This window comes from Thermoanaerobaculum aquaticum (assembly GCF_000687145.1).
Taxonomy (GTDB): Bacteria; Acidobacteriota; Thermoanaerobaculia; order Thermoanaerobaculales; family Thermoanaerobaculaceae; genus Thermoanaerobaculum; species Thermoanaerobaculum aquaticum.
The window spans coordinates 1-19016 of record NZ_JMFG01000007.1 but is presented as its reverse complement, the minus strand read 5'-3'; the positions used below and the strand labels follow the sequence as shown (position 1 = coordinate 19016).

17 protein-coding genes, 2 tRNA genes and 1 pseudogene are annotated in these 19016 nt (G+C 62.5%); 13 read left to right on the top strand and 7 right to left on the bottom strand.

Translation table 11 applies throughout. The annotated features are described in order from the left end of the window. The 11 genes from EG19_RS03035 to EG19_RS02985 all read left to right on the top strand — a co-directional run bounded on the left by EG19_RS03035 (position 1) and on the right by EG19_RS02985 (position 11660). Positions 1–1008, top strand: a complete 1008-nt coding sequence (locus EG19_RS03035) for a bifunctional heptose 7-phosphate kinase/heptose 1-phosphate adenyltransferase (protein WP_038047381.1) — start codon at positions 1–3, stop codon at positions 1006–1008. Further along, positions 1001–1504 (top strand): adenylyltransferase/cytidyltransferase family protein, encoded by a 504-nt coding sequence (locus tag EG19_RS03030; protein ID WP_038047379.1) that lies wholly within the window; start codon positions 1001–1003, stop codon positions 1502–1504. The genes EG19_RS03035 and EG19_RS03030 overlap by 8 nt, the downstream gene beginning before the upstream one ends. Continuing rightward, entirely contained in the window at positions 1504–2502 is a 999-nt protein-coding gene (gene waaC / locus EG19_RS03025) for a lipopolysaccharide heptosyltransferase I (RefSeq protein ID WP_038047377.1), read from the top strand. The genes EG19_RS03030 and waaC overlap by 1 nt, the downstream gene beginning before the upstream one ends. 9 nt (positions 2503–2511) lie before the next feature. Continuing rightward, a complete protein-coding gene (locus EG19_RS03020) occupies positions 2512–3273 on the top strand; it encodes a DUF3108 domain-containing protein (protein ID WP_038047375.1) in 762 nt (253 codons plus the stop codon). A 3-nt stretch (positions 3274–3276) separates the two neighbouring features. Further along, positions 3277–4995 carry a type IV-A pilus assembly ATPase PilB gene (pilB, locus tag EG19_RS03015; protein ID WP_161685331.1) on the top strand — a complete coding sequence of 573 codons (1719 nt, stop codon included), beginning with the start codon at positions 3277–3279 and terminating at the stop codon, positions 4993–4995. A gap of 10 nt (positions 4996–5005) precedes the next feature. After that, positions 5006–6124: a type IV pilus twitching motility protein PilT gene (locus EG19_RS03010; protein WP_038047371.1), complete on the top strand. Its 1119-nt coding sequence runs from the start codon at positions 5006–5008 to the stop codon at positions 6122–6124. A gap of 3 nt (positions 6125–6127) precedes the next feature. Further along, positions 6128–7330, top strand: a complete 1203-nt coding sequence (locus EG19_RS03005) for a type II secretion system F family protein (protein ID WP_038047369.1) — start codon at positions 6128–6130, stop codon at positions 7328–7330. A 62-nt stretch (positions 7331–7392) separates the two neighbouring features. Then, entirely contained in the window at positions 7393–8991 is a 1599-nt protein-coding gene (locus tag EG19_RS03000; protein ID WP_161685325.1) for a two-component system sensor histidine kinase NtrB, read from the top strand. Then, the gene (locus tag EG19_RS02995) at positions 8992–10335 is read left to right on the top strand and encodes a sigma-54-dependent transcriptional regulator (RefSeq protein WP_038047365.1); all 1344 of its coding nucleotides are present in this window, start codon (positions 8992–8994) and stop codon (positions 10333–10335) included. Positions 10336–10338: 3 nt separating this feature from the next. Then, positions 10339–10785: a DUF192 domain-containing protein gene (locus EG19_RS02990; protein WP_053334814.1), complete on the top strand. Its 447-nt coding sequence runs from the start codon at positions 10339–10341 to the stop codon at positions 10783–10785. Then, entirely contained in the window at positions 10785–11660 is an 876-nt protein-coding gene (locus EG19_RS02985) for a UTP--glucose-1-phosphate uridylyltransferase (protein ID WP_161685322.1), read from the top strand. Before EG19_RS02990 ends, EG19_RS02985 begins: the two co-directional genes overlap by 1 nt. Here EG19_RS02985 and EG19_RS02980 read toward each other — a convergent pair. The 4 genes from EG19_RS02980 to EG19_RS02970 form a co-directional block, all read right to left on the bottom strand. Next, complete coding sequence (locus EG19_RS02980) at positions 11657–11941, bottom strand: FmdB family zinc ribbon protein (RefSeq protein ID WP_038047361.1); 285 nt, start codon at positions 11939–11941, stop codon at positions 11657–11659. The two genes, EG19_RS02985 and EG19_RS02980, sit on opposite strands and share 4 nt — an antisense overlap. 112 nt (positions 11942–12053) lie before the next feature. Then, complete coding sequence (locus EG19_RS02975; RefSeq protein ID WP_161685319.1) at positions 12054–12818, bottom strand: DUF4388 domain-containing protein; 765 nt, start codon at positions 12816–12818, stop codon at positions 12054–12056. Between the two features lie 36 nt (positions 12819–12854). Beyond that, positions 12855–12950 (bottom strand) — tRNA-Sec (locus EG19_RS13345). A gap of 16 nt (positions 12951–12966) precedes the next feature. Further along, complete coding sequence (locus EG19_RS02970; protein WP_038047357.1) at positions 12967–14016, bottom strand: PKD domain-containing protein; 1050 nt, start codon at positions 14014–14016, stop codon at positions 12967–12969. Between the two features lie 172 nt (positions 14017–14188). Between EG19_RS02970 and EG19_RS02965 the strand changes: the two genes are divergently transcribed. Together EG19_RS02965 and EG19_RS02960 are read left to right on the top strand one after the other, a co-directional pair. After that, positions 14189–14264: transfer RNA gene (locus EG19_RS02965), tRNA-Ala, on the top strand. 974 nt (positions 14265–15238) lie between these two features. Then, complete coding sequence (locus EG19_RS02960; RefSeq protein WP_038047356.1) at positions 15239–15592, top strand: hypothetical protein; 354 nt, start codon at positions 15239–15241, stop codon at positions 15590–15592. Positions 15593–15926: 334 nt separating this feature from the next. Here the strand turns inward: EG19_RS02960 and EG19_RS02950 are convergent, their stop codons facing one another. The 3 genes and pseudogenes from EG19_RS02950 to EG19_RS02930 form a co-directional block, all read right to left on the bottom strand. Beyond that, positions 15927–16424: a hypothetical protein gene (locus EG19_RS02950; RefSeq protein ID WP_053334813.1), complete on the bottom strand. Its 498-nt coding sequence runs from the start codon at positions 16422–16424 to the stop codon at positions 15927–15929. A gap of 405 nt (positions 16425–16829) precedes the next feature. After that, complete coding sequence (locus EG19_RS12270; protein WP_053334811.1) at positions 16830–18146, bottom strand: DUF3631 domain-containing protein; 1317 nt, start codon at positions 18144–18146, stop codon at positions 16830–16832. Positions 18147–18578: 432 nt separating this feature from the next. Further along, a pseudogene (locus EG19_RS02930) lies at positions 18579–19016 on the bottom strand (hypothetical protein); the annotation flags it as partial.

Below are 19016 nucleotides of genomic sequence, written 5' to 3'. Positions count from 1 at the left end.
GTGCGGGAAAGGGACCGCCTCCACCGGCTCATTGAAAGCTTCCGCGGCTGCCGGGTGCTGCTTTACGGGGATTTGGTCCTGGACCGCTTCATTTTGGGCAGCCCCAAGCGCATTTCCCGCGAAGCGCCGGTGCTGATCCTGCGCTTTGAGGAGCAAAAGGACGTGCCCGGAGGCGGCGCCAACGCCATGGCCAACATGTTGAGCCTGGGGGCCCAGGTGGTGGCGGTGGGGGTGGTGGGGGACGACGAGCAGGGGCAGGTGCTGCGGGAAACCCTGAGGCAGCGAGGCGGAGATGTCAGCCAGGTAGTGGTCGTGCCTGGGTTTCGCACGGTGACCAAGGTGCGCATCCTGGCCGGGGGTCCTTCCGCCCTCAAGCACCAGGTGGCCCGTTACGACATCGAGGACAACGTGGGTAACGGCAAGCTCCGCGACCAGCTGATGGCCGCGCTCACCGCCCTCGCCCCCACCGTGCAGGCGGCGGCCGTTTCCGATTACGGGTACGGGGCGGTTTTCCCCGAGGGCGTGCAAGCCTTACGGCGAAGTCTGCCCGCAGGCGCTCTGGCGGTGGCTGATTCCCGTTTTGCCCTCCCCTCCCTGGGGCCGGTGGATGGGGCAACGCCCAACCTCGAGGAGCTTTCCGCCCACGCCGGTCAGTTCCCGCAAACCGATCGGCAGGTGGCAGAAGCGGCGGAAAGCCTGCGGCGCAAGCTGCGGGCGCGTTTTGTGGTGGCCACCCGCGGCTCCCAGGGTTTGACGCTCGTGGAGCAGGGGATGCCTCCCTTCCACCTGCCGGTGTACGGCACCGACCAGGTGGCCGACGTCACCGGTGCCGGCGATACGGTCTTGGCCACCCTGACGCTGACCCTGGCCGCCGGCGGCACACCCCGTCAGGCGGCGCTTTTGGCCAACCTCGCCGGTGGCATCGTGGTGATGAAGGCCGGCACCGCCACGGTGAGCGCCGAGGAACTGCACGCGGCAGTGGACGCCGCCCCCTTCATCCATGACTGATCCCAGCGCCAAGATCATCACCCGAGAGCAAGCGGCTTTGCTAGCCCAAAAGGCCCGGGAACAGGGGCAAACGGTGGTTTTGGCCAACGGGGTTTTTGACCTCCTGCACGTGGGCCACGTGCGCTACCTTTGGGCCGCCAAAAAGCTGGGCGATTTGCTCATCGTGGGGGTCAACAGCGACGCTTCCACCCGCGCTTTAAAGGGCCCCGGGCGGCCGCTGGTCCCGGAAGCGGAACGCGCCGAGCTTTTGGCGCACCTTTCCTGCGTGGACTACGTGGTGATCTTCCCGGAAACCACGGTGGTGGAGCTTTTGAAGGCCATCAAACCGCACATCCACGCCAAGGGCACCGACTATACGCCGGAAACCGTACCGGAAAGGGAGGTGGTGGCCGCCTGGGGTGGGCGCACCGCCATCTGTGGCGACCCCAAAGAGCACGCCACCAGCGACCTTCTGGCCACCATCCGCAAGCTTCTGGCCTCCGAAAGCTCCCGGTAATGGCCACCCGCTTCCTGCTCACACGCCTTTCAGCCCTGGGCGACATCGTTCACACCTGGCCTTTGGCGGTGGTCCTGGCCCAGCACGGGGAGGTGGTTTGGCTGGTGGAGGAGCGCTTTTCGCCTCTGGTGGCGCTGCATCCGGCGGTCCGCCACTGCGTGCCGGTAGCCACCAAGCGCTGGCGTCACACCCCCTGGGGGCAAACGGTGCGGGCGGAAGCCAAAAAAGCCATGGATACGCTGCGGGTTCTTGCCCCGGAAGTGGCCCTTGACCCCCAGGGGCTGGTGAAATCGGCGCTGTGGGCGACCCTCGCCGGGATCCCCCGCCGCCTGGGTTTTGCCCCATCCCACCGTCGGGAGCGCATCAGCGGGCTCTTTTACACCGAAACCGTAACCCCTCGGGCTGAGCTCACCCACGTGGTGGACCTCAATTTGACCCTGGCCGAAGCGCTTCCCTTGCCGGTTCGCTACGGCACCGCACCGGACGGGAGCTTCCTCCGCCCGCATCTACCCAATCCCCCCGAAGAGGCCTTTGCCGTGCAGCTTTTCCCCGGCAGCGGCCACCCGCAAAAGAACTGGCCCCCTCGCCTCTTTGCACAGCTGGCCCGCAAACTCACCGAGCTGGGCTTGCCGGTTACGGTGTTCTGGGGCCCCGGGGAAAGGGCCATCGCCGAGGACGTGGTGCGCCAGGCCCCAGAGGCCCGCTTAGCTCCCCCCACCGATCTCCTACAGCTCGCCTCTTGCTTGGCGGCGGCCAGGGCCGTGGTGGGCGGCGACACCGGCCCCATCCATCTGGCTGCCTCCCTGGGAACCCCGACGGTGGCGGTGCACGTGGCCACCGATCCCGCCCGGAACGCGCCCCGCGGCCCCCGGGTGGCGGTGGTCAGCGGCGCCAGAACCGGCGCTTCCCGGGGCAGGGCCGCCACCGGCGCCGCTCGCCCGGTGGAGATGGCGGAGGTGCTTTCGGCACTGCAAGGTCTTTTGACAGAAGCCGTGTAGGATAGAACGATGCGACCTACCCTGGCACTGGCCTCGGGAATCTTGCTGGCCCTGTCTTCCTACGCCCAGGACCCTCCGTGGTTGGCGGAAGGCGAGAAGCTCACCTATGCCCTGAGCTACTTCCACGTGGTGGCGGGGACTTTGGAGCTTTCGGCAAAACCGGAGGGGGAAAACCTGCGCTTGACCATGACCGCCACCTCCACCCCCAGCTTTTCCCGAATTTTTTCGGTGAACAACCGCATTGAAACGCTGCTTTCCCGCAACCCCTTGAGCTTGCTCCGGCAGGAAGCCACCATTGCCGAGGGCAAGCGCCACTACTCCGAGGTGCTGGTGGTGGATCGGGCCACGGGGGTGGCCACCCGAACCCGGGATGGGCGGGAAAAGGGAAAGGTCACGGTAAACCCACCGGTGCTGGACACCCTGGGTTCGATCTTTGCCCTCCGCACCTTGGACCTGGCCCCCAGCCGGGCTTTTAGCCTGGATGTGATTTCGGGAAAGGAAGTGTACCCGCTCATGGTGGTGGTTACCGGCAGGCAAACGCTTAAGGTGGGCTCCACCAAAGTGGAAACCTTCGTGGTGGAACCACGGTTCCGCAGCGGCGGCCTTTACAAAAACGAGAGCCAGCTGGTGCTTTACGTGAGCCAGGACCCCCGGCACATCCCTTTGAAAATCGTGTCCCGCCTCCCCTTTGGCTCGCTCACCGCCACCCTGGTGGAAGCCACCCCAAGCTGGCAAGAAGTGGTACACTCAAAAAGCGAGAAACAGGAGTGAGGGATCATGGCGCTGAAACTCGGTGAGTTGCTTTTGAAAGCTGGGATGATCACCCCAGCCCAACTGGAAAAGGCCTTGGAGGAACAGCGGAGCCGCGGCGGCAAACTGGGGGAAATCCTGCAAAAGCTCGGCTATGTCACCGAGGATGACATCATCGAGTGCCTCTCCCATCAGTACGGGGTGCCCTCCATCAACCTCCGCAACTTCGAAATTGACCCGGCGGTGGCCAAGCTCATCCCCGAGGACCAGGCCCGCAAGCACAACATCATTGCCATCCTCAAAACCGGACAGACCCTCACGGTGGCCATGGCCGACCCCACCAACATCTTTGCCGTGGACGACATCACCTTTTCCACCGGCTTCAAGGTGGACCCGGTGGTGGCCTCGGAAGAAGCCATCCGCGAAGCCATTGACAAGGTGTACGGCTCCACCCGTGAGGTGGAGCTCAAGAAGGTCATGGAAGACCTGGCCACGGTGGAAGAGGAAGCGCTGGAGCTGTTGGAGGAGGAAGAGGAGCTGGACGTTGCCGAGCTGGCCAAGGAGTCCACGGAAGCTCCCGTGGTGCGGCTGGTGAACATCATCCTCACCGACGCCATCAAGCGCGGGGCTTCGGACATCCACATCGAGCCTTACGAAAAAACCTTCCGCGTCCGCTACCGCATTGACGGCATCCTGCAGGAAATCATGACCCCGCCGTTGCGGCTTAAGGACGCCATTACCTCCCGCATCAAGATCCTGGCCAAGCTGGACATTGCCGAAAAGCGCTTGCCCCAGGACGGACGCATCAAGCTCAAGGCCAAGGTGGAAGGGCGCACCCGGGAGCTGGATTACCGCGTGTCCACGGTGCCCACGCTCTTTGGCGAAAAGGTGGTGCTGCGGCTTTTGGACAAGGAAAACCTGCGCCTGGACATGACCAAGCTGGGCTTTGAGAAGAGCTCCCTCAAGAAGTTTGAGGACGCCATTCTGAAGCCTTACGGCATGGTGCTGGTCACCGGGCCTACGGGTTCCGGCAAAACCAACACGCTTTATTCCGCCATTTCCCGCATCAACACCCCCGAGGTCAACATCATGACCGCCGAGGACCCGGTGGAGTTTCAGCTTCCCGGTGTCAACCAGGTGCAAATGAAGGAAAGCATCGGCCTCAACTTTGCCGCCGCCCTGCGGGCCTTCTTGCGGCAGGACCCCAACATCATCCTAGTGGGGGAAATCCGGGACTTTGAAACCGCAGAAATTGCCATCAAGGCCGCCCTCACCGGCCACCTGGTGCTTTCCACCCTGCACACCAACGACGCCCCCTCCACCATCTCACGGCTTATGAACATGGGCATCGAGCCGTTCCTGGTGGCCACCTCGGTGAACGTCATTGCCGCCCAGAGGTTGGTGCGGCGCATCTGCAGCAACTGCAAGGAAGAGGTGGAGGTCCCCATCCAGGGCTTGCTTTCCGTGGGCTTTTCCGAGGCTGAAGCCCACTCCCTCAAGGTGTACCGGGGTCGCGGCTGCGACCGCTGCGGCAACACCGGCTACAAGGGCCGGGTGGGTCTTTTCGAGGTGATGGAAATCACCGACGACATCCGCGAGCTCATCCTTTCCGGCGCTACCGTCGTAGAATTGCGACGGAAAGCCATTGAGGAAGGGATGATTACCCTGCGGCAATCGGGCCTCCACAAAATCCGCGAAGGTATAACCACCATCGAGGAAGTAGTCCGCGAGACCGTGCTGTAAGGGGGGAGCCATGCCAGTCACGCTTCATGAGCTTTTGAAAATTGCAGTGGATCGGGGGGCCACCGACCTCCACCTCACCACCGGCTCACCACCCATCATCCGCGTGGACGGCATGCTGGAGCGCCTCCCCAACTACCCGGTGCTCACTGCCCCGGAAACCAAGCGGCTGGCCTATTCGGTGCTCACTGATGCGCAAAAGCACCGCTTGGAGGAAAACCTGGAGCTGGACTTCTCCTTTGGCATTAAGAACCTGGCGCGCTTCAGGGCCAACGTGTACTTCCAACGGGGCGCCATTGCCGCGGCCTTCCGGCGCATTCCTTACGAGATCCTGGGCTTTCGCGACTTGGGTTTGCCGCCGGTGGTGGAAACCCTGTGCAACAAGCCCCGGGGGCTGGTGCTGGTCACCGGGCCTACGGGCTCCGGCAAGTCCACCACCCTGGCGGCCATGATTGACAAGATCAACAAGGAGCGCCCGGTTCACATCATCACCATCGAAGACCCCATCGAGTACCTGCACTCGCACCAAAAGGCCATGGTGAACCAACGGGAGCTGCACAGCGACACGCTTTCCTACGCCAACGCCTTGCGTTCGGTCTTGCGCGAAGACCCGGACGTGGTGCTCATCGGCGAGATGCGCGACCTGGAAACCATCGAGGCGGCGTTGCAAATTGCCGAAACCGGCCACCTGACCTTTGCCACCCTGCACACCAACTCCGCCCCGCAAACTATCAACCGCATCATTGACGTGTTCCCGGAACATCAGCAGCCACAGGTGCGGGCGCAGCTTTCCTTCGTGCTGGAGGGGATCATCTGTCAGTCCTTGCTGCCCAAAGCGTCGGGCAAAGGTCGGGTGCTGGCCTGCGAGGTGTTGATCCCCAACGCCGCGGTGCGAAACCTCATCCGTGAGGACAAAATCCACCAAATTTACTCGGTCATGCAAACCGGGCAGCTCACCCACGGTATGCAAACCTTTAACCAGTCGCTGGCGACCCTGTACCAGCGGCGGCTTATCAAGCTGGAAACGGCGCTTTCGTACAGCTCGAACCCCGACGAGCTGCAGGACCTGATCAACCGGGGTGTGGGGGTTGTGCAGCCTCCCGTGGCACCCCGGGTAGGAGGGAGGAGCTAGCCTATGCCAAGCTACGAGTGGCGCGGTAGGGACCGAACCGGCGCCGTGCGCAGCGGGGTTTTGGTTGCCGACAGCAAGGAAGCGGTTTTTGCCCTGCTGCGCCGGCAGCAGATCGTGCCCACCACCGTCAAGGAAAAAGGCAAGGAAGTGGCGGTGCCGCGCTTGCGCGGCCGGATCTCCGACAAAGCGCTGGCCATCTTCACCCGCCAGTTTTCGGTGATGATTGACGCCGGTTTGCCTCTGGTGCAATGCCTGCAAATCCTTGGTGAGCAGCAGGAGGACAAGCGCTTTGCCCAGATCATCCTGCAGGTGCGGCAGGATGTGGAAGCAGGTTCCTCCCTGGCAGCTGCCCTGCGGAAGCACCCGCAGGCCTTCAGCGACCTTTACGTGAACATGGTGGCTGCCGGTGAAGCCGGCGGTATTTTGGACACCATCCTCCAGCGTTTGGCCACCTATATTGAAAAGGCAGCGCGCCTGAAAGCGCAGGTGAAGTCCGCCATGATTTACCCGGCGGCGGTGATCACCATCGCCATTCTCGTGGTTTACGTGATCCTCTGGAAGGTGATCCCGGTTTTTGCGTCGTTGTTTACCTCCCTGGGGGCCGAGCTCCCCTTGCCCACCCGTATCGTGGTGGCCCTTTCCAATTTCGTAGCCGGCTTTTGGTGGTTGATATTGGGTTTGGCGGTGGCCGCTTTCTTTGCGGTGCGCCTGTACTACCAAACCGAGCAGGGTAAGCTGGTGATTGACCGCCTTTTGCTGAAAGCGCCGGTGTTAGGAATCGTTTTAAGAAAAATTGCGGTGGCCCGCTTTTGCCGCACGTTGGGAACACTTCTAGCTTCCGGTGTGCCGCTTCTGGAGTCCCTGGACATTACCGCTCGCACCTCGGGGAACGCGGTAATCGAGCAGGCCATCCTTGAAGTGCGCAAGAGGGTCGAGGAGGGCAAGACGCTGGCCGAGCCTCTGGGGGCTACGGGGCAGTTTCCCCCCATGGTGGTGCAGATGATTTCCGTGGGCGAAACCACCGGCGCCATGGACACCATGCTTTCCAAAATTGCGGACTTTTACGAAGAAGAGGTGGACATGGCGGTGGCCGGCATGATGAAGCTCATTGAACCGCTGCTCATTGCGTTTTTGGGCGTGGTCATTGGCGGCATCGTGATTTCCATGTACCTGCCCATGTTCGACCTCATCTCCAAGATCGGATGAGGGAAGCGGAAAAGGGCCCTCAACCCCGCGGCCCTTGGGCGAGCCGCCTACAAACCCAACGCTTGGCGCGATGGCTTTTGGGCCTGCGGCTCTTGGCCATCGGCGCGGTGGTGGTGACGGCGCTCATCCTCCAAAGCCTTTCGGAGGAAATGCTGCCCCTTTCCCCGCTTTTCGCCGTGGCCGGGTGGGGTTTTGCCCTTTCCCTGGTGTGGTTGATCCTCTGGCTGGCCGGTCTTGAGCCCGCGGTTCACGGCCTTTTGCAGCTCCTGGGTGACGTGGTGCTGGTTACCGCCATCGTGTACTTCACCGGCGGGGCATGGTCGCCTTTTGCCTTCTTGCTTTTGGCGCCGGTGCTTTTGGCCGCGCTCATGTATGGTCTCAAAGGGGCCTTGGCGCTGGCTTCCGCCGCTTTCCTCGCCTACCTGGCCATGGTGCAGCTGGTGGTGTCGCGAGTGCTGCCACCCCCTGCCAGCATTTCGGCCCTGGCCTCGCCCCGTCCCCCTTCGCTGACCCTGCAGCTGGGGCTTACCGCCGTGGGCTTTGCGTCGGTGGCGCTGTTGGCCTCTTACCTGGCTCACTCCCTGCAGCAAGCCGAGCGAAGCCTCCAGGAGGAAAGAGAAGCCGCCGCCCGGGCCCTGGCCCTCACCGCCGATGTGCTGCGCTCCGTGGAATCGGGGGTGCTGGCTTGCGACCTCAAAGGGCGTGTGCTCCTGGCCAACCCGGCCGCATCCTCCATCACCGGACAGCCGCAACCCCTGGAGGGGAAAAAGCTTTCCGAAGTACTGCCCCTCGCTGGGGTGTCCTGGGAAACCATTCTGGACCGCGTGGCGAAGGGCTTCCCCCAAAGGCTGGAAGGGGAGCTCCCACCCAGCAATCGCCCCGTAGGGTGCACGGTCACACCGCTGGCCTCCGACAACGGCGCGGTTTTGGGGGCGGTGGTGCACTTCCGCGATCTCACCGAGGTGCAAGAAGCGGCACGCAAAGAAAAGCTCAAGGAGCGCATGGTGGCAGCCGGCGAGATGGCAGCGGGCATTGCCCACGAGATCCGCAACCCGCTGGCCTCCATTTCCGGAGCGGCTCAGGTGTTGGCAAACCGCAGCACCCTCACCGAGGAGGAACGCCGGCTGTTGCGCATCGTGGTGAGCGAATCGAAAAGGCTTTCCAACATCATCGAGTCGTTCCTCAACTACGCCAGGCCGCCCGAACCGCACTGGGGCCCCTGCAACATAGGAAGCGTCCTGGAGGAAACCCTGGACCTTTTTACCCACTCTTCGGAGCTTGGCCCCAACCACCGCATCCTGCGCCGCATCGTGCGCCACGAAAAACCGGTGGTGGCCGATGAGCAGCAGCTCCGCCAGGCCTTTTTCAACCTGGCCCGCAACGCCATTCAAGCCATGCCCGGCGGGGGAACGCTCACCGTGGAGGCTTTCCCCGATGGGGCCTTTTATGTGGTACGTTTTGCCGACGAGGGGGAAGGCATGGACCCCGAGCGCATTCATGAGATCTTTCAGCCGTTTAAGGCGTTCCGCAAAGGAGGAACCGGTTTAGGGCTGGCGGTGGTTTACTCCATCGTCAGCGAACACGGCGGTGAGGTGAAGGTGGAGTCCCAGCCAGGCCGAGGTTCGGTTTTTACGCTTTCCATCCCCATGCGGGAGGTGTAAGTGCCACCGCGCATTCTGGTTGTGGACGATGAAGCCCCCATGCGCGAGCTTTTGCGCATCATCCTGGAGGCCGAGGGGTACCACGTGGCGGAGGCGAGCACCCTCAGCGAAGCCCACGCCCAGTTGCACCGCAACCGCTTCGATTTGGTGGTTTGCGACATCTACCTGCCCGATGGCAACGGGCTGGAGCTCATCCGCACTGCCCGCCAAAACAACCAAGAAACCCCGTTTGTAGTGATTACCGCCCACACTACCCCGGCCCAAGCCATCACCGCGCTGCGGGAGGGGGCGGTGGATTACCTTTCCAAGCCCTTCGACGTTGAGGTCTTGAAGGCCGTAGTGGGCAAGCATCTGGCGCCTGCCGCCCCGCAACCGGTGGCGTTTTTTGGGTTTTTGGGCCAGGCGCCCAGCTTATGGCCCATCCTCCAGCGCCTCCCTCAGGTGGCCCGCAGCGATGCCACCGTGCTCATTACCGGCGAATCGGGAACCGGCAAGGAGCTGTTGGCGCGGGCCATCCACGCGGCTTCCCCGCGAGCCGCTGCTCCTTTTGTGCCGGTGAACTGCGGTGCCCTGCCCGAGCCCCTTCTGGAAAGCGAGCTCTTCGGCCACGCCCGCGGTGCTTTTACCGGTGCCGTCCGCGAAAAGAAGGGGCTTTTCCTGGAAGCGCATGGGGGCACGTTGTTCTTGGACGAGGTAGGGGAGCTGCCGCTGACCATGCAGGTAAAGCTCCTCCGCGCTTTGCAGGAACGGCGCATCCGCCCCGTGGGCGACAACCGGGAAATCGAGGTGGACGTGCGCATCATTGCCGCCACCAACCGGGATTTGGAAAAGCTCCTCAAGGAAGGGCAGTTCCGCGAGGACCTGTACTACCGGCTCAACGTCATTCACCTGCACGTGCCGCCGCTGCGGGAGCGAAGGGAGGACATCCCCGAGCTGGCCCGCCACTTCGTGAGCCGCGCGTGCAACCGCCTCAAACTCCCCACCAAGCAAATTCACCGCGACGTGATGGCGGTCCTGGAAAACTACCCGTGGCCGGGGAACGTACGGGAGCTGGAAAACATCATGGAAAGGGCGGTGGCGCTGGAGCCTTCCTCGGTGATCACCCTAAGCGCGCTTCCCACTACCCTTTTGGGGCAGGGGGAAATGGCACCGTCTTCAGGCCCGGTGCGCCTTCCCGAAGGGGGCCTGGACGTGGAAGCGCACCTGCACGAGTTGCGAAGGGAGTACATGCGCCAAGCCCTGGCGCGCACCGGTGGTGTGCAAAAAGAAGCAGCCAAGCTCCTGCGCATGTCCTACCGGGCGTTCCGCTACCATGTGGCAAAGTACAAGCTAGTGGAGGATTAACCGATGATCCCGTTTTTGCTTGCTGTGGTTCTTGCTGGTCAAGCAGCAACACCGACCTGCGTGCTTCCCGATAACACCGTGGTTTCGCTGGAGCTGGCGGTCACCGACGAGCAAAAGGCCGTGGGGCTGATGTTCCGCGATGTGCTGCCGCCCAACCACGGGATGCTGTTTTTGTTTGACCGGGAGGATTACCTGCCCTTCTGGATGAAGAACACCCTCATCCCGCTGGATTTCATTTGGCTGGATGCCAGCGGCACGGTGGTGGATGTGAAGGCCTCGGTGCCCCCCTGCAAGCTGGACCCCTGCCCCTCCTACAAGCCCAGCCGCCCGGCGCGGGCGGTGCTGGAGCTGGCGGCCGGGCAAGCGGCAGCCCACGGTGTCAAACCCGGGGTTCGCCTGACGTTCACCGCGGTCCCCGGCTATCCGGTTGCCGGTGAGGGTCGCCGCTGATGCTCACCCGCGCGGTTTTCCCGGTGGCCGGCTTTGGCACCCGTTTTCTGCCGGCCTCCAAGGCCATCCCCAAGGAGCTCATCCCGCTGGTGGACAAGCCGGCCCTCCAGTACGTGGTGGAGGAAGCGGTAGCCGCCGGCTTCACCACGGCGATTTTCGTAACCGCGGAAGGCAAAGCGGCCATCGAGGATCATTTTGACCGCAGCCTGCGCCTGGAGGCCTTTCTTGCGGAAAAAGGCAAACACCAGCTCTTGCGGACGGTGCAGGAGGTGGGCAACCTGGTGGAGGTCGTAGCCGTTCGCCAAAAGCAGGCCCTGGGGCTGGGGCACGCGGTGCTGCAAGCCGCCTCCCTTTTGGGCCGCGAGCCCTTTGCGGTGCTGCTGGGGGATGACGTGATCGTGGGGGAAAGCCCGGCCATTGGCCGGCTGGCCGAGGTGCACCGGCAAACCGGGGCTTCGGTGGTGGCGGTCATGGAGGTGCCCGCGGCAGAAATTTCCCGCTACGGGTGCGTGGCGGCGGAGCCCCTGGGCGACGGGGTTTTCCGCGTCAACGACCTGGTGGAAAAACCCGCCCCCGAGGTGGCCCCTTCCCGCTGGGCGGTCATTGGCCGCTACATCCTCACGCCCACGGTGCTGGAGGAGCTGCGCTCTACACCCCCCGATGCTTCCGGGGAAATCCAGCTCACCGAGGGCCTGCGCCGCACCTTGAGGCGGGAACCCATTTACGCCTGTACCTTTCCAGGGAAGCGTTACGACGCCGGCAACAAGGGAGACTTCCTCCGCGCCACGGTGGAGCTGGGGCTTTCCCACCCCGAGCTAGGGGAGGCCTTCAGAAACTTTCTGGAAGATCTGGCCCGGCGTAACTTCCAACCTTAAGGCTTTTTTCCGTTTCCCGAGGCGGTGTCCCCGGAGGACGCCGTGGCGCTTTCGGAACCCCCCTTTTGCTCGGTGCGGCTTTCCGCTTTCCCCCCGTTGCCCCCACGGGCGTAGTCGGTGACGTACCACCCCGTGCCCTTGAAGTGAAGCGCAGGCGGAGCCAGCACCTTATGAACCGGACCGCCACAGTGAGGGCACGAGGCCAACGGCGGCGCACCCACCCGTTGCATGACCTCCGTATGAACGCCACAGCTTGCACAGGCGTACTCGTAAAGCGGCATGGCGATCCTCCCTGTGACGCAAAGCCTGGGGCCTCCGGCCAGTCCCCCAGTTTTCAACCCCAGGCATGGTCGCGGCCGCGCCTTGCGCGGCAACCGCTCATATTTTACACCCTCAGCTCGACGAAACCTGCACCTTGATGCCCGCCTGCTCCTTGGCCTTTTGAATCAGCCCCAAGCAGTGAAACGCGTACAGAACGCGGGCGTTAAGGCCGGGGGCAAAGGGCCCCTGCTCGCACAGCTCGTAAAAGGTCTTACGGCCGTCCACCAAAGACAAAAGCTGCTCCTCCTGGGCCTCCAGCTCCAACCCCCGCAGGTGCTCCGGGGTGGGGACCCTTTGGAAAACCGTGCTCTTGCTGCCCAGGCGCCCCACCAGCCGGCGGGCGTCGGGAACGGTCTTACAGCCGTGAAGCACGGCCCTGGGGGTGGGGATACGCAGCTTGTAGGTTTCGTCCGTGCGGTATTCCCCTAGGGTAAACGTCACCTTGCCTTCGTTCACCCCAAAAAGCCCCCAGACGATGCGCTGCACCTGTTCCAGCACCACCACCCGCAGCTCGGCTTCGGTAAGGATCCCCATTTCCACCAGCACCTGGCCGTGGCGCTTATGGGGGTTTTCCAAAAGCAAAAGCGAAGAGGCCCGGTACTGCTCGTGGGTGATCCTTCCCGCGGCTAACAGCATGTCACCGAGGGATTCGGCGCGGTTGGTGGAGGTGGCAAAGATGATGTCGCCGTCGTAAATGAAAACCCGCTTAATGGCGTCCCCTACCTCCGCCTCCAGCACCCCCGGGACGCGGTAGCGGTGGATGGTAGCCAGCATTTCCGGGAGCGGTGTTTCGGCAAGCTCCCCCACGTAAATATGACGAGAGGTTTGTTCCCCCACAACGGCCATCCTAGCACGTTCTCGCCAAAAGAGTTCCGGAAGCGCATGGGAATCGAACCCACCCCCGACCGCCTGGTGCGGCCGGGCAACGGTTTTGAAGACCGCGAGGGCCACCAGGCCCCGTGCGCTTCCGCGCGTATTGTACCGCCTACTGCTGGGCGGGCACTTTTTGCAGCGGCACCAAGATGGCGTCGCCGGTGCGGTTGTCCACCACCGAGGCGTAAGCAAAAAGCCGAGCTCCCGCCGGGTTGCAGGAAACCACTAGGTAGAAGTCCTCCACTGGTTGATCCGTGACCCTTTCGAGGACCTTGTCCAGCTGGGTGAACTCGTAGGGCTGAAGGTCTTGGGCCAGCTCGCCAATCAGGATGCCGTCGCCGCGGTAAAAGCGAAGCTGCGCGGTCACCACGCCGGGCGTAGGGTTCAAAAGCCCCAGGTTGGTGCGGAAACCGTCGGTCAGCGCTGGGTTATGGGAAAGCTGCAAAAGCCGCCCCTCCTCGCCAGCCAATAGCGCCTGGGACAAACCCAAAACCGGCACAAACTGCCCGTAGGTGCCTGCCTCCAGCGCGTTGTAGGTGCGACTGGTGGCCAAAACTACTCCAGGGGCGGCTTCGATACGCAGGGCTGCTGCCCCCTCGCTGCCAAACTCAGTGAACAACACATCCTGGTGTCGCCGGGCTTGCCGAGCCGGCAGGGTAAAGCTCTTGCACACCGGGTTTTGGTTCCCGGTCCCGCGGCGGAGGAGGCACAGTTTGTAGGAAGCCGCCAGAAAGGTCACGTTGTTCACCACCAAATCCGTGCGCCAGTTGGTCTCGTTAGTGCCCCGCACGTGCGCCGCCGCCAAAAGGTAAAGGTCGGCAGGCACCGGCGTCGGGTCCACGGTGAGGTTCAGGGAGCCGGAGGCGTCCTGTCCAGTCACCTTCCCGGAAGCCAGCACGCGGAAGTTTCCCGCCGCCAGATAGGTGTGTTTGATCTGTTTGCACCCACCAAAGAGCGCACACTCCACGGCCCAACTCACCTTCCCGGTGGCTCCGTCCCCAAAGTCAAAGATCACCTCATCACCGCTTTGGCTCACCGGCGGCGAAAAGGTAAAGGTCACTTCCTCACCCACCCGAGGACGAGCTGGTGAGGCCGTGATGGTAAGGTCCACCGCAGCTGCGTCTACCCCCAAGCAAATCAAGCAAAGTGCGAGCCGCCACATTGCCCCTCCTTTGGCTTTCCCGGGCAACGCCTTCATGGAGAAAGCCCCCTTAATCCTACCCCCGTCCCGGGAAAAAATGCTCCATCCAGGCTACCGGGCCAACTACCGCCTTAAATGCCCCTGCCGGTCCTTGACGGGCCGCCCGGAGTTTGCTAGTTTTTCATCCCCGGGTGGGGCCGTAGCTCAGTTGGGAGAGCGCATGAATGGCATTCATGAGGTCGTGGGTTCGACTCCCATCGGCTCCACCAATAAGATCAACAGCTTACGGCGGGCCGCTCCGGCGGCCCTAAGCTTCATTGCACTAGTATTGCAATAGGAGCACCAAAAAGGCTTTTCCACCCCTCCCAGAGGAACCCCCGATTTCCACCCCTTTTTGGCGCATCCGGCTTTCCCGTTCCGGTCATGGCAGGCGCTTGGAAAGGGCACGGGAGAAGCCGGTGGCCCTCCATCCCTCCGCAACCCGTGCTTCCGTTCCGAAAGGGCCTCAACGGTTGGAGCCTTCAAGGTCATCTAAGAGAAACACCCCGGGGAGGGGGGATTTGGCACTCTTCTCTTTCCCAAGAGCTTTCGGCCGCAAAGGAAGCCTGCACTGCAGAACACACCCAAAGGAATGTGCAGAACAAGCAGGCCACCAGGGGAACACCTTCCCCCGGCAGCTGACAATCCCAGGCTTGGTAACGAGCTTGACGGGCGTGGTTGCGGGATTTTTTCTTGGGGGAGCAAAAGCAATCAGGTTGGGGAGAAGGTGCCGGTGGGGGGATGGTCGCCACCCCCCCACAAGAGGTTCCCAACCATCGGCTAGCGGACTAATGCCGAACGTTAGTTTGTTAACCCTTCCTTTCGCCTTAGGCGTGTGCGCCCTTGCGAAAACCGGATAGCAAACTGCGCAGGAGGCAAATAACAAAAGCCAGCTTCAGCCCGGGTTGCCGCAAAACCGAGCCGTCCGTCCCCACAGTAGTGGGGGCCTCTTTCCGGCCTGAGATTTCGACCGAAGAGGTTTTTTCGGCAGCACCTCGCAATCACCCCAGGGGGAGGCCTAAAACGGCTTCCGGGCCTTAAAAAGGGCCAGTCCTTGGAGGCAAGGGAAGCCTCGTCACGTAATGGGGAAAGCTCGCCCCAGGGCGTGACCCCGCAAGGAGGACAAAGTTTTAGGTGGGTGCCTGGAGGTTGACACAGAACCCAAGAGCAGATAATACTCGCGGCAAGCTAGAAAGGAGGTCCTATGGCTTCTCGAACCGTTAAGATCGGCTGCGTGTTCCTAGCTCTCTTAGTCATCGGATTGATTGCTGAGCTTCCCCCAAGGTCCGGCGTAGCCATTCTTGACGCAGGCGTCGACGTAGCACAGGTGCCCGTTTTTACTCGCCCGGAGCTAATAGATGAGGTCGTGAGGGCAGATGATAGCCGCGTCACAGGGGTCCTTTTGGTGATGCAACTGAAAGGCGAGGTTTTTTATGTTGACCAGGGATGCGAGGTAGCCGTGGTAGGCAGCACGAGAAACCGACGGAAGGTGCAAATCCTCTGTCCCGGCCCTGTTTTTGGGATGACCGGGTGGGTTCCAGCTTTATGGGTCAAGTGAGGCTATTACGAGCACGTCGGGTCATGATTCGTTACCTCTAAGCGAACCCTTGAACCGCCATACAACCACTCCGGTAGCGGCACAATCTCAGGCTAAGTAGGGGGGCTTTGCTCCAGCTGCGATCGGGGGTTCACGGGAACTTCAGTGCTGAGCGAGCAAGGGCCGGGCTGCGCTCGCGGCCGGGGAGATGATACTTTTTCATGCCCCCCGGCCTTTGCGGAATGGGCAGGTGCCCCAAACAAGCTTGAAAGCGTGCAATGCGCCTGGCGGTAACTCGGCCAGTGATGGCCCTCTGCCCGCCGGCGATGCAAAAAAGCAACGTCTTGGCCACCCCCTACCCCACCCCCGAGGCCTCAAGCAGCCTTGTTCTCAGCTCTTCAAACTGCTCGGGCTGCAGCAGCGTTTTCGCCACGTTGAGCAGGACCACCAGGTGCTCGACAACCTGGGCCTTTACTTGCTCGTCAAGGCCTGTGCTCTTGCGCTCCAGCTCCACGGCCTCGCGAATGACACTCCACGCTTGGAATGGGGTCAGCTCCCCAACCTTGCCTTCAAAGATGGGCTGCGCGACTTCCATGGCCTTGCGGGCAATCTTCCGGTGTTCTTCCGCCAAGCGCGCGACCTCATCCGCCACCTTGGCACTTGCCTTTTCCATCACCATCCTTTGGAACTCCTGGCGTTGCTCCGCCCATCGTTCATGAGCGGCTTTGTTTTTCAGGTAGGGATAAGAGATACCGAGCTCTTCCGCCAGGGTCTTAAGCGTTACGGTTTCGTCCGTGATGTACCGCCAGCGGGCGGTCCCGATTTTTCCGCTGGTTCTTTCGCGTGCGTCCATCGTTCGTCCTCCGTTCAATGCCTCGCGTGGTCACACCCGGGGATAGGGCAGGTGGCCCCACAACGCCAGCAGCCCCTCGCCCCGAGCCACACCCCGCAGGTGGGGCACAAGCCCATTGACGCGCGGCGGGACGCCAGCGCCATGGGGGTGTCCTTCCACCCGTTAGGCTCCCCCGGTATCTCAAACCATGCCCACTGGCAGTGCCCACACCACGCCCGACCTTGGCCCGGCTGGAGCTCCAACGGCTGCAGGCAGGTGGGGCAGTGGTTCCAGCGGAGCAGGGCCAGGATGCGGGGCTTCAGCTCTGCAAGCTTGGCTTCGTGCTCAGGGGTAAGCAACTCAGCTGGTTCCACCACCAGAAACTTTCCGTCAGGGGAGGCAGACAGCCGAACCCCTGCCGGAAGGTCAAATGAGCTTACGGCTTGGGGTGCCATGCTTTCCTCCTTTCTCGGGCAGGCTTCCGGCCTCAGTACCCGAGAAGAAAGCGCCACTTCCGCCACCGGCGGAAGAAGTACCTTTATGATCAATAACTTGCGTGGTGGCGCTTTGGTGGCGGGTGGCGGATATATCCGCCACCTGAGACGGCGTATCATCATTGGTGGCGCTTGGAAGCGCCACCCGCCACCCATCCGCCACCGCGTAAGTGTTTGCAGCATCGTGGGTTGTAACTCCGGTGGCGCTTGTGGCGGTTTCCTGCGGGGTGTAAACGGCCGCAGCTGCAGCCACCTGCTCCCGCAGGTAGCCTCGTACCGTCTTGCCCTCAGTGTCCTTCCACTTGGCTGGGGTGATTCCAAAGGGTGCTAAAAGCTTTGCCAAGCGCCGGGGGGTGAAGTCACGGTCAAAAACCCCGGCCTCTTGGCCTTCAGTGATGATTGTGGTGGTGGCCAGGCGGTCGGCGCCGTGTTCCTTGAAGAGGCGCGCCACGAACGCCAAAGCTTCAATGGCCGGGGTTTCATCCTCCCCACGTGATGCTGAAAGTTGGATAGCAGCGCGCCACGCACGGTTCGGCCAATCGCCGCCCGCTCCCTCGGCAATCACCAACAACGGGGCCCAAATTTCCGCCGCCCGGTCGTCAAGCTGCGATGGGATGTCGGTCGGCCAGGGGTCGGGAACCCCACCACCAAAGGCTTCCGCCAGCGCGGCACGCAACGGCGCGGCGGCTTCCAGTTCCCGCGAGAGGATGAAGCGCGGCAGTTTAACGGTGGCGCGCTCCAGGTGGATGGTGATACAGCGGTCCTGAATGGTGGGTGGCAGGTGGCCGATGGCAGCCAGCACCTTGGGGCCAAACACCTCAAATTTCTGCACGGTCATCTTTTCTTTGCCGTTCTTTTCACAGCGGGGAACGAAGCCGCCCCTGCGGTAGCCGGCGTTCACCACCGCCTGCAAGTAAGACTCGGCCTCGGTACGGCCTTTGAAGATTGTGTCTAGCTCATCAAGCAGCAGCACTGGATGTTCCGCCTCGATGGTGCGGAAAAGTGCAGCTGGTGTAGGTGCAACGGCACGCCAGGGGTTGGGAACCAGACACTCCAAAACCTCCAGCACCCTTGTTTTCCCGCAGCGCTTCGTAGGTGAAACGATGGCCAAATAGGGGGCCACCGGGAAGCTTTGCCAGGTGTACGTGTAGCCAACCCACAGCGTGAGGGTGTCCTTCACCGCCTCGGAAGCAACCACAAAGCGCCCAATGAACGCGCGCACCTCGTTCAGCGTTTCACCGCCGCTCATGCCCACCCCCCTTCCGGCGGGTTCGCTCCGCCAGGGCGGCTTGGTACCGCTGCTCCCACCAGGTTGCCCACGAAAGAACGGGGGCTAAACTCGCAGCCACAAGGGCGCGACGGATTTCCTTCTCAAGCTCTTGCTCTGACATGGCTGCCAAATCTTGATGGTGGTAGCGCAAAAACTGCTCACGCGAGAAGTAGGGGTCGGGGGGCTGCAGGCGGCGGGTGCGCAAAGAATGGCGGGGAGGTGGGTCTGTCAACACTCTTTAGAAATGTCCCCATGGGGAGCTCGATAGAAATGACCCCATGGTTGTCGTAGGGGCTGTGGGGCGTGGGGGAAACGCGGAGCGTTTTCCAAGCACCTGTGGGAAAGCCTCTGGCTTTTCCATAGGTGCGGCATGCTCCACAGCCCGGGTTGCGCCGTTATGGTTCACGGATGTCAAGCGCCTTGCGGGGTGTTGCTGGCCTTTGGCGTTGCGGCTTTTGGGATCGGTGGGGACCAACGCCGCCAAGGATGATCGGGCGCCGGACGATGGGGTTTGCGCTTGCTCGATGCCACCACGACCGGTGCTTTGGCCCGCGGCAAAGCACCAGGAATCTCCACAAAGTCCACCGGTTGTCCCCGGTACACAAGGGCCAACGAGCCATCCAGCCGCCGGCGGACGGTGACGTTCTTCTTGGCCGGTGGCAGGCTTCCCTTGGGCCCTGTAATCTGGAACCACCGGTTGTGATAGCGCACCGTCCAGTCGTTGTTCACGACCCTGGTCTCCTCCCAGCAGAAAACCTCCGCAAGGTCCATGCCCTCCGGCACCGGGCGATGCCAGTCTTCGCGTTTTGCCGGCTCCTGCGCAAACTTCCGGTTCAGCGCCTCGCAAAA

What these genes read in the sequence shown, in the direction of transcription:
- EG19_RS03030 (WP_038047379.1), top strand. Translation starts at nt 1,001, where the DNA reads ATGACTGATCCCAGCGCCAAGATCATCACCCGAGAGCAAGCGGCTTTG.
- waaC (WP_038047377.1), top strand. Translation starts at nt 1,504, where the DNA reads ATGGCCACCCGCTTCCTGCTCACACGCCTTTCAGCCCTGGGCGACATC.
- EG19_RS03020 (WP_038047375.1), top strand. Translation starts at nt 2,512, where the DNA reads ATGCGACCTACCCTGGCACTGGCCTCGGGAATCTTGCTGGCCCTGTCT.
- EG19_RS03010 (WP_038047371.1), top strand. Translation starts at nt 5,006, where the DNA reads ATGCCAGTCACGCTTCATGAGCTTTTGAAAATTGCAGTGGATCGGGGG.
- EG19_RS03005 (WP_038047369.1), top strand. Translation starts at nt 6,128, where the DNA reads ATGCCAAGCTACGAGTGGCGCGGTAGGGACCGAACCGGCGCCGTGCGC.
- EG19_RS02990 (WP_053334814.1), top strand. Translation starts at nt 10,339, where the DNA reads ATGATCCCGTTTTTGCTTGCTGTGGTTCTTGCTGGTCAAGCAGCAACA.
- EG19_RS02985 (WP_161685322.1), top strand. Translation starts at nt 10,785, where the DNA reads ATGCTCACCCGCGCGGTTTTCCCGGTGGCCGGCTTTGGCACCCGTTTT.
- EG19_RS02980 (WP_038047361.1), bottom strand. Translation starts at nt 11,941, where the DNA reads ATGCCGCTTTACGAGTACGCCTGTGCAAGCTGTGGCGTTCATACGGAG.
- EG19_RS02970 (WP_038047357.1), bottom strand. Translation starts at nt 14,016, where the DNA reads ATGTGGCGGCTCGCACTTTGCTTGATTTGCTTGGGGGTAGACGCAGCT.
- EG19_RS02960 (WP_038047356.1), top strand. Translation starts at nt 15,239, where the DNA reads ATGGCTTCTCGAACCGTTAAGATCGGCTGCGTGTTCCTAGCTCTCTTA.
- EG19_RS02950 (WP_053334813.1), bottom strand. Translation starts at nt 16,424, where the DNA reads ATGGACGCACGCGAAAGAACCAGCGGAAAAATCGGGACCGCCCGCTGG.
- EG19_RS12270 (WP_053334811.1), bottom strand. Translation starts at nt 18,146, where the DNA reads ATGAGCGGCGGTGAAACGCTGAACGAGGTGCGCGCGTTCATTGGGCGC.